The organism is Nocardia sp. NPDC058497 (genome assembly GCF_042720195.1).
GTDB lineage: Bacteria > Actinomycetota > Actinomycetes > Mycobacteriales > Mycobacteriaceae > Nocardia.
In genome coordinates this window covers 1-8,893 of record NZ_JBHXMY010000219.1, presented here as the reverse complement: position 1 = coordinate 8,893, position 8,893 = coordinate 1, and the positions used below count along the sequence as shown (strand labels likewise).

Below are 8,893 nucleotides of genomic sequence, written 5' to 3'. Positions count from 1 at the left end.
AGAGACAGGCACCGCGATCAACTACGCGGCGCCCAAGGTGGCGCTGCCCAGCGGCGAAGCCGATCAGGTGTGCGCCGCGGTGAACGCGCTGATCCCCGGCCAGTGCGCCGACCCGGCGCAGGGACTGACCGATGTCAACCTCGTCCAGGTCGTGCTGGGAATGGCAGGTGCCCGATGAACCCGCGAAAGACACTGCGGCGCAGCATGATCGCGCTCGTGGTCGCGGCCGGTCTCGCGGTGGGCGGCTGCGGCTTCGACCCCGCCGAGGTACCGGTGCCCGGCTCGACCGTCAGCGGCCCGACCTACCGCGTGCAGATCGAGTTCAGCAGCGCGCTGAACCTGCCCGCGAAGTCCAAGGTGATCGCCAACGGCGCCGAGATCGGCAATGTCGACACGGTGCGGGTGGTCCAGCCCGCCGACGCCCCCGCGGGCCGCGGCGGCTACGTGATCGTCGAAGCCGACATCCTCGACTCGGTGCAGCTGCCGACCACGACCATCGCGGAACTGCGCCAGGACACCATCCTCGGCGACATCCACGTCGCGCTGACCACCCCGAAGGATGGCTTCGGCACCCTGCTGCGCGACGGCGGCACCATCCCGATCGCCCGCACCAAACCGCCGGTGCAGCTGGAAGACACGATGGCCACCATGGCGCTGTTCGTGCAGGGCGGCGCCATCGGCCAGCTACAGGACATGATCGGCCGGGTGAACTCGGTGATGCCGCAGGATCCCAAGGAGACCGCGCGCATCTCGGCGGTCATGGGCGCCGACGCCGCCGATCTGGCCGCGAACCTGGACAAGGTCGACCTGCTGGTCAACGGCCTGGCCGCCAATGCCGAGGTCATGGTCGGCATCGAGGCCGAGCTCACCAATATCCTGACCCCTGAAGCCGTGCAGGCCCTCTCGGGCACCCAGGACTCGATCGCCAAGACCATGGCGATCTTCCTGGCGCTCGGCCCGGTCGGCTCGTCGCTGACCTGGCTGGCCCCGATCGCGACCGCGGGCGACGCCGCGGCGACCGCGTTCCTGCCCCTGGCCACCGGCGGCTCGGCCGACCTGCGCTCCTCGACCAACATGGCCCTGCTGACCGCGCTGCTGCGCGACAAGATCATCCCGTTCGCCGAGCGCGGGCCGAAGGTGAACATCACCGGCGTGCAGGTCTCCGAGGACGAGCAGGTCGAGCAGATCGTGACCGCGCTGCGGATGATCGGAATGGTGCGATGAAGATCGGTGCACTGGCATCACTGGGCGGCATCGCCGCCATCACCGCGCTCGGCGCGAGCTACCTGACCTTCGGCGTCGTCCGGGTCGACCCGTTCGCCGACTACACCGAGGCCTCGATCGAGCTGGCCAACTCCGGCGGCCTGAGTGTCGGCTCGCCGATCCTGCTGACCGGCATCGAGATCGGCAAGGTCACCGCCGTTGACACCTCCACCGCCGGTGGCGTGCAGGTCGGCTTCCGGTTCGGCGCCGAGAACAAGGTGCCGATGAGCAGCATCGTCACCATCGAGCACCTGTCCTCGCTCGGCGAGCCCTACGTGCAGTTCGTCCCGCGCAGCGCCGACGGGCCGTACCTGAGCAACGGGCAGCGCCTGGCGGGGGAGAACGTGCGTACCCCGATGTCGATTCCCGAGGTCGCGCGGCTGGTCACCAAGACCGTCGAGCAGCTCGACCCCGCGGTCGTCGGCTCGCTGGTCGACACCCTCGGCCAGGCGATGACCGGCACCGAGAACGTCATCCCGGAGCTGGCCAGGGCAGGCGACCTGCTCGCAGCGGCCATCATGAGCCGCGCGCCCGCCATCGCCGAGCTGCAGAACAACTTCGAGTACGTCTCCGGTGACATCGGCTGGGCCGGACCGGCCACCTCCGCCGCCGCACCCGCCTTCGTGCGCCTGAGCCAGGTCATCGACGAGTTCGTCGAATCGGTCGGCCGGGTCAGCGCGGCCGGTGGCGATCCGGAGATGTACCTGCGCGACGGCGGCCTTGTGCCGTTCCTCGAGCAGGTCACCGCCAAGCTGAACGAGCTCGGCCCCGAGCTGTCGGCCCTGCTGCCCGGGCTGCGCCCGCTCACCGAGTCGATCACCGCGACCGGTCCGCAGATCGACCTGAGCACCCTGATCGCGCAGGCGCTACACAACACCGATACCGATGCGGTGAAGGTTAGGGTCGCAATCAAGTAAACATCTGGCAACTGCCGAATGTAGGCATGGGCCCTGGTCAGTGGAGTCTGATCGAGACTGTCGGACTTTCAGCAACCGTGCGGTAGCCTGCTGGACGAGAGGAGTCCGGATCCACGGGCGAAGGCGGTGCGATGGCAGAGAGCAGCGAGGGCCCCGACGAGGGGACCGGCAGCAGTACTCGGGTGATCGCGATCGCGGCAGTGCTCGCCGCACTGCTCGCGCTGGTTGTCGCGCTCGGGTTGGTCCTGCGCGCGAATCAGGGTGACGAGAACGACCCGTCGACCGTGAACCCGATGGGCTCCGATTCCGCCGGCCTTCCGGTCGCCGGCGACGAGGCATCCGAGCAGGAGGCGGTTTTCGCCCCGCCGTGGCCCGCCCGCCGGGTCGGCGGAAACTGCTCGGCGGGCGGCATCGTCGCGCACTGGCAGGTCGACGCCGACGGTGCGTGGCAGTGCACCGCGACGACCCCGGACGCCGCGGTGCCCGCCGCGCCACCACCCCCGCCCCCGGAAGCTGCACCACCAGCCCCCGCGCCGGAGCCCGTGCCCGTCGAAGCCCCACCGCCGCCCGTCTACGAGCCGCCGGTGTACGAGCCGCCCGTCTACGAGCCGCCGCCACCGCCCGAGCCGGAGCCCATTCCCGCTCCCGCACCGGAACCAGCCCCGGCGCCACCACCGCCTCCCATCATCCAGCTGCCGTTCCCATTGCCGCCGATCTTCATTCCGCCCGCGGCCGCCGTTCTGCACTGACCGGCGGCGGGTCGCCCGTCGCGCACCGTCGCTGTCGGTGAGACTGCTCCGCTATGGACCAGTTGGTACTCACTCTGGTGATCCTGCTCGCGGCGGTCCTCGCCGAGTCGCTCGGCGAGCGGATAGGGGTCGCGCCGTCCATCCTGATGACGGTCTTCGGCTGCCTGCTCGCCCTGATCCCCGCCGTGCCGAGCCTCGACATCCCGCCTGAGCTCATCCTCCCGCTGGTCCTGCCGCCGCTGCTCTATGCCGCCGCCCGGCGCACCTCCTGGCGGCAGTTCGCCGAGAACTGGCAGGTCATCGCCTTGCGTGCGATCGGCCTCGTGATCGTCACCGCCGTCGCGGTGGCCGCGGCGCGAAGCCCAGGCCGCGCGCCGCGAACCCGGCATGCCACCCGATGTCGTCGACCGGGTCACCCGCAGGCTCGACCTCGGCCCGACCCGCTGACCAGCCTCAGCCCGCGAGCGTGTCGGTGAGCGAGCCGATCGCGTAGGTGACAGCCATCGCCAGCGCACCACCGATCACCACCCGCAACACCGCCCTCCCGCGATGACTGCCGCCAAGGCGCGCACTCACCGACCCGGTGACGGCCAGCGCGATGAGCACCGCCGCGAAAGTCACCGGCACCCGCCACTGCACCGGCGGCAGCACGATCGCCAGTAGCGGCAGCACCGCGCCGCAGGTGAACGCGATCGCCGAGGAGACCGCCGCGGCCCACGGATTGGTGAGCTCGTCCGGGTCGAGCTTGAGTTCGGCTTCGGCGTGCGCGGTGAACGCGTCGTGCGCGGTGAGCTCCTCGGCGACCGTGCGCGCCGTCGCCGGGCTGAGTCCCTTGGCCTCGTAGATCCCGGTCAGCTCGGCCAGTTCCGCGGCCGGGTCGTCGGCCAGCTCCCTGCGCTCCTTGGCGAGCAGGGCCTTCTCCGAATCCCGCTGGGTGCTCACCGACACGTACTCGCCCGCCGCCATCGAGATCGCGCCCGCGACGAGTCCGGCCACGCCCGCGGTGAGGATGGTGTGCGCATCGTTCGTGGTCGCCGCGACACCGACCACCAGACCGGCGGTGGACACGATGCCGTCGTTGGCGCCGAGCACACCGGCCCGCAACCAGTTCAACCGGGACGCGAGCCCTTCGGCATGGGGTTCGTGCGGATGGGCGGTCGGCGACGAGTCCTGCACCCGGCCAGCCTAATCGGGTGCGCTACCGGATCAGCGCGGGGCGCGCTGTCCGGCGCGCAGGGTGTCGGCCAGGCGCACGGCGAGCGCGAGCACGGTCAGTGTCGGGTTGACATGCCCGTTGGTCGGGAAGACCGAACTGCCCGCGATGTAGAGGTTGTCGACGCCGTGCACCCGGCAGTGCCGGTCGACCACGCCGTGCCGCGGATCGGCCGACATCCTGGTGGTGCCACTGGGATGCGCCCGGTCGGCCAGCGGGAGCGGTTCGGTACTCCCAGGCAGCGCCGCGGGTGCGATCTGCGGCGCGGGCAGACCGAGCCGGGCGAACTCGGCCGTCAGCAGCGCCGTCGCCCGCCGGACCGTCGCGTCCTCCCGTTCACCGATCCGCCAATCCACCTGCGGCAGTGGCATTCCCACCGGGTCGGTGCGCTCCGACAAGAGCACTCGACTGTCCGGATCCGGCGCCTGTTCGACCATCGTCCACACCTCGACCCCGGTGAGCCGGTGCGGCAATCCGACACCGTCGATCAGCCTGCGCCGGGCACCTGCCAGCAGCAACCTGGTGTCCGACAGCATGATTCGCGCGTCCTTCCACACCGCCCGCCCGCTCAGCACCCGCTTGACGGCGTCCCACGGATCGTCGGGCGCGGTGACCTCCTGCAACCACAGCGCGCAGTTCAACAGCGATTCCCTGCGCTGGATCTCGGGCGACAGGGCCAGGCCGTGCAGAAAGGTGTGCCTGCCCCGCGGCCCCTTGACCACATACTTGCCGAACCGGGCCAGCGCCGCACCCGCGACGGCGGGGGACAGCGTGCCGACCACGCCACTGCGATGGTCGATCAGATACCGCCCCACCTGGTCGTACCGGTTCCCGATGCCACCGGGAACAGCACGCCGCGAGGCCAGCAACAGCCGTGGGGTGTCGATCCCGCCCGCCGCGAGCACGAAGATCCGCGCCTCGACGGTACGGACCCGGCCACCGGCACCGGTCACCTCGACCGAGTTCACGTGCGCGCCGGTGGCATCGGTGTCGAGGTGGGTGACGGTCGCGTTCACCAGCACCCGCGCGGTCGGCGCGGCGATATCGCGCACCAGCCTGCCCCACCGCTTGCAGTCGAACCGGTCGACCGGATCCCGGCTGATCTGCCAGAAGTACGGGCGCAGCGACCCGGTGTCGATGGCGGCGGCAGGCGCTGGACGTCCCGCGAGCGGCCAGAACTCGGCGTCCGTGAATCCTGTGCCGTGCCCGAGTCCGGCATGCGCGGCGGCGCGTTCGGTGTACGGCCGCAGCTCGCCCGCATCGATCGGCCACCCCGAGCGCCGCACCCACGGCCGGGTGGCGAAGTCGAGGTCGTCGAGCACGCCGCAGCGTCCGGCCCACACCCGCGAGCTGCCGCCGAGAACCCGGCTGCCCGCGATCCGGTCGGGCGGTAGCCGCGGCGCACCGACACTGTCGATGGCGGCGAATTCCGGCTCGGTGGGACCTATTTCGTGGTCACCGCTCTCCAGGACCAGCACCTGTAGGCCCGCGGCGGCCAGTTCGGTGGCCACGGTCAGTCCGGCCGGGCCAGAGCCGATGACGCAGATCTGGGCGCGCAGCGCGTCGTCTCCGACGGTGCGCAGGTCCTCGACAAGCATCGGCGGTCCTCTCGCCCGTGCCACCCGCGCGGCCCGGCACCCGGCCGCGCATTGGTGTCACTCTAGAATCCGGGACGCGGAATTTCCGGAGGTCTCACAATGCTGGTTCACGAAAGCCCTGATGTATCCGGCCGATTGGCGCACATACATCCACGACCAGAACCCCAGCCCGGTTTCGGTGGGACTGGCGACCATGGTGATCTCGCCGTCGAAACACCGCCCGACGATGAAGCGGGCGCGCGAGACATGCGGGGTGAAGGTGACCACGATGATGTGCCGCCACCCGTAAATCTTTGCTCGCCGGACGATCTCGCGCGCCTCACCGTCGGTCGTCCACGGGTCGGGCACGAAACACGAGACGCGGAAGGCGAATCGGCCGCCGCAGTACTTGTCCATCAGCGGATCGTCGGGCCCGGTGGACTGCGAGATCAGCACCTCGGGGGCGTAGCCACGCTCGGCGAGCTCGATCCCGAGGTCGAAGCGTTCGTAGGGGGTCCCACCCAGGACGACGATCACATCGGCGGGGCGCAGCGGGTCCACCTGTGGCCGGACGTACACGGGCCACCCGGCGAACGCGGCACCCAGCGCGATGACAAGTGCGCCGACGAGCAACCATCCCGCACGCCGAAAGATCGACACCGCGTCGAGGATAGCGAAACACTGCCTTCACCTCGCGATGTGTCGCCAGGCACACTGGAGCTATGACCGACTCCGCCGTTGCCCCCGAACACCTCGACGTCGTCATCGTCGGCGCGGGATTGTCCGGTATCGGGGCCGCCTATCGGCTGCAGACCGAACACCCGCACCGCAGCTACGCGATCCTCGAGGCCCGCGCCGATCTCGGCGGTACCTGGGACCTTTTCCGGTACCCCGGCATCCGCTCCGACTCGGACATGTTCACCCTCGGCTATCCGTTCAAGCCGTGGCGCGCGGCCCGCTCGATCGCCGACGGCGCGTCGATCCTGGACTACATCCGCGAGACCGCGCACGAGAACGGCATCGACCGGCGCATCCGCTTCGGCTCGCGGGTGATCGGCGCGGACTGGTCGTCGGCGCAGGCGCGCTGGCAGCTCACCATCGCCCACGACGGCCCCGACGGCCCCGAGCTGAGCACCCTGACCTGCGGTTTCCTCTACACCTGCGCCGGCTACTACGACTACCAGCAGCCGCACACCCCCGAATTCGCCGGTCGCGAGGACTTCGCGGGCACCATCGTGCACCCGCAGTTCTGGCCGGCCGACCTGGACGTGCGCGACAAGCGGATCGTCGTCATCGGCAGCGGCGCGACCGCGGTCACCCTGGTGCCCTCGCTGGCCGACGAGGCCGAGCACGTCACCATGCTGCAGCGCACGCCCACTTGGATCAGCGCCGTCCCCGGCCGCGACAAGCAGGCCGACAAGATCCGCGAACTGCTGCCCGCCGGGCTCGCGCACCGGCTGATCCGGACCAAGAACATCCTGTTCAACATCGGTTTCTACCAGTACTGCCGTCGCCGCCCCGCCGCCGCGCGCAAGCTGCTGACCGGCCTCACCACCCGCATCCTCAAAGACGACAAACTGGTCGCCGAGCACTTCACCCCCGACTACGACCCGTGGGACCAGCGCCTGTGCGCGGCACCGGACGCCGACTTCTTCAAGGCGATGAAGAAGGGCAAGGCCGCGGTGGTCACCGACCGGATCGACCGGTTCGTCCCCGAGGGCATCCAGCTCGAATCGGGCAAGATCCTGCCCGCCGACATCGTGGTGACCGCGACCGGCCTGCGGCTGCTCGCCTTCGGCGGCATCGCGCCCGAGGTCGACGGCACTCCGGTCCCGCTGTCGGACCAGTTCGTCTGGCAGGGCGCGATGCTCACCGGCGTGCCCAATTTCGCGATCTGCGTCGGCTACACCAATGCCTCGTGGACGCTGCGTGCCGACCTCACCTCGCGCCTGGTCTGCAAGGTCCTCGCCCACATCGACCGCACCGGGGTCCCCGCCGTCGTGCCGGAGCCGAAGGGCGCGCTCACCGAGCATCCGCTGCTCGACCTGAACGCCGGCTACATCCTGCGCTCGATCGCCGCGTTCCCCCGTCAGGGCGACAAGCATCCGTGGCGGGTCAGGCAGAACTACCTGCTGGACGCGCTGATCACCCTGCGCACCGATCTCGGCAAGACATTGCGCCCGGTCCGTCGCGTAGGCGAGTTCACCCACAACGGATGAGGCGCGCGGCCCCGTCGGGTTCCTACCGTTGGCGTGTGCCGTGGTGGCACGTCCGTTGACCTAACGGGAAGGCCGAGCGATGACAGTTCAGAATCAGCACCCGGTGCGCGAGGGAATCGCGGCAGGAACCTCCATCGGCGCCGGAATCCTGCTGGCGGTGGTCGGTGTTCTGCAGATCCTCGAAGGAATCTCGGCTGTCGCCAACGACGATCTCATCGTCGTGGGGCCCGAGTACCTCTACCAGTTCGACCTGACGGCCTGGGGCTGGTGGCACATCATCTTCGGTGCCATCGCGGTGATCGTCGCGATCGGCCTGCTGGCCGGTCAGACGTGGGGACGGGTGGCGGCGATGGTGATCGCCGCCCTCTCGATCATCGCGAACTTCCTGTGGCTGCCGTACTACCCGTGGTGGTCGATCCTGATCATCATCATCAACATCGTGGTGATCTGGGCGGTGGCCACCTGGCACCCGCACAACGTCTGAACCAGCGCACCGACGACAACCCCGCCCCCCGTCATCGGCCGGGGCGGCGTTGTCGCGTCAGTACTCGAGCGGTGGTTCGTCCGCGTGACCCAGGGTGCCGACCAGATGGTCGGAGAGCCGTTCGCCGAGTATCGCCAGCTCGGCCTTCTGCGGCTCGTCGAGTCCGTCCATGACCAGCCGGCGCCGCCGCGGCCCTTCGTGAACCCCGCGAGGGAGTGGCGAGCTGGGGAAACGCCGGATCTACCAGGCGATTTGACTTCGCGTTCGCGGCTGCGTAACTTAATTCGAGTCAGAGCGACACGGACACCGACCCGGTGCCGAACTGCTGAGCCTCTCGAGGCTGGCGGATGGTGCAGGGAAACGAGGTAGGACGATGAGCGCCTGACTGATCATGTGTGCAGGCTTACGACCTCCGGACTTGCTTCGGCGGATTGCCTGCGCTAAAGTATGAACCCTTGCCCTGCCGAAGCC

Annotated in this window: 9 protein-coding genes; 6 read left to right on the top strand and 3 right to left on the bottom strand. The window is 69.7% G+C overall.

Annotated features, from left to right (window positions below; all coding sequences use genetic code 11):
- Window positions 1–174 precede the first annotated feature (174 nt).
- From ACFWPJ_RS16555 to ACFWPJ_RS16540, 4 genes are all read left to right on the top strand, one after another.
- Complete coding sequence (locus tag ACFWPJ_RS16555) at window positions 175–1,224, top strand: MlaD family protein (protein ID WP_378852174.1); 1,050 nt, start codon at window positions 175–177, stop codon at window positions 1,222–1,224.
- A complete protein-coding gene (locus ACFWPJ_RS16550; RefSeq protein ID WP_378852172.1) occupies window positions 1,221–2,180 on the top strand; it encodes an MlaD family protein in 960 nt (319 codons plus the stop codon). The genes ACFWPJ_RS16555 and ACFWPJ_RS16550 overlap by 4 nt, the downstream gene beginning before the upstream one ends.
- Window positions 2,181–2,311: 131 nt before the next feature.
- Complete coding sequence (locus ACFWPJ_RS16545) at window positions 2,312–2,929, top strand: hypothetical protein (protein WP_378852170.1); 618 nt, start codon at window positions 2,312–2,314, stop codon at window positions 2,927–2,929.
- Between the two features lie 53 nt (window positions 2,930–2,982).
- Complete coding sequence (locus ACFWPJ_RS16540) at window positions 2,983–3,405, top strand: cation:proton antiporter (RefSeq protein ID WP_378852168.1); 423 nt, start codon at window positions 2,983–2,985, stop codon at window positions 3,403–3,405.
- Here the strand turns inward: ACFWPJ_RS16540 and ACFWPJ_RS16535 are convergent.
- The 3 genes from ACFWPJ_RS16535 to ACFWPJ_RS16525 are packed head-to-tail and all read right to left on the bottom strand — an operon-like array spanning window position 3,383 to window position 6,373.
- Window positions 3,383–4,105, bottom strand: coding sequence for a VIT family protein (locus tag ACFWPJ_RS16535; RefSeq protein WP_378852166.1), 723 nt, complete (start codon window positions 4,103–4,105; stop codon window positions 3,383–3,385). The genes ACFWPJ_RS16540 and ACFWPJ_RS16535 overlap by 23 nt on opposite strands.
- 30 nt (window positions 4,106–4,135) lie before the next feature.
- Window positions 4,136–5,740, bottom strand: coding sequence for a GMC oxidoreductase (locus tag ACFWPJ_RS16530; protein WP_378852164.1), 1,605 nt, complete (start codon window positions 5,738–5,740; stop codon window positions 4,136–4,138).
- Window positions 5,741–5,797: 57 nt separating this feature from the next.
- Complete coding sequence (locus ACFWPJ_RS16525; RefSeq protein WP_378852176.1) at window positions 5,798–6,373, bottom strand: YdcF family protein; 576 nt, start codon at window positions 6,371–6,373, stop codon at window positions 5,798–5,800.
- A 68-nt stretch (window positions 6,374–6,441) separates the two neighbouring features.
- On the opposite strand from ACFWPJ_RS16525, the gene ACFWPJ_RS16520 reads away from it, so the two are divergent.
- Both ACFWPJ_RS16520 and ACFWPJ_RS16515 read left to right on the top strand, forming a co-directional pair.
- Entirely contained in the window at window positions 6,442–7,938 is a 1,497-nt protein-coding gene (locus ACFWPJ_RS16520) for a flavin-containing monooxygenase (RefSeq protein WP_378852162.1), read from the top strand.
- 79 nt (window positions 7,939–8,017) lie between these two features.
- A complete protein-coding gene (locus tag ACFWPJ_RS16515; protein ID WP_378852160.1) occupies window positions 8,018–8,422 on the top strand; it encodes a hypothetical protein in 405 nt (134 codons plus the stop codon).
- The last annotated feature ends 471 nt before the right edge of the window (window positions 8,423–8,893 follow it).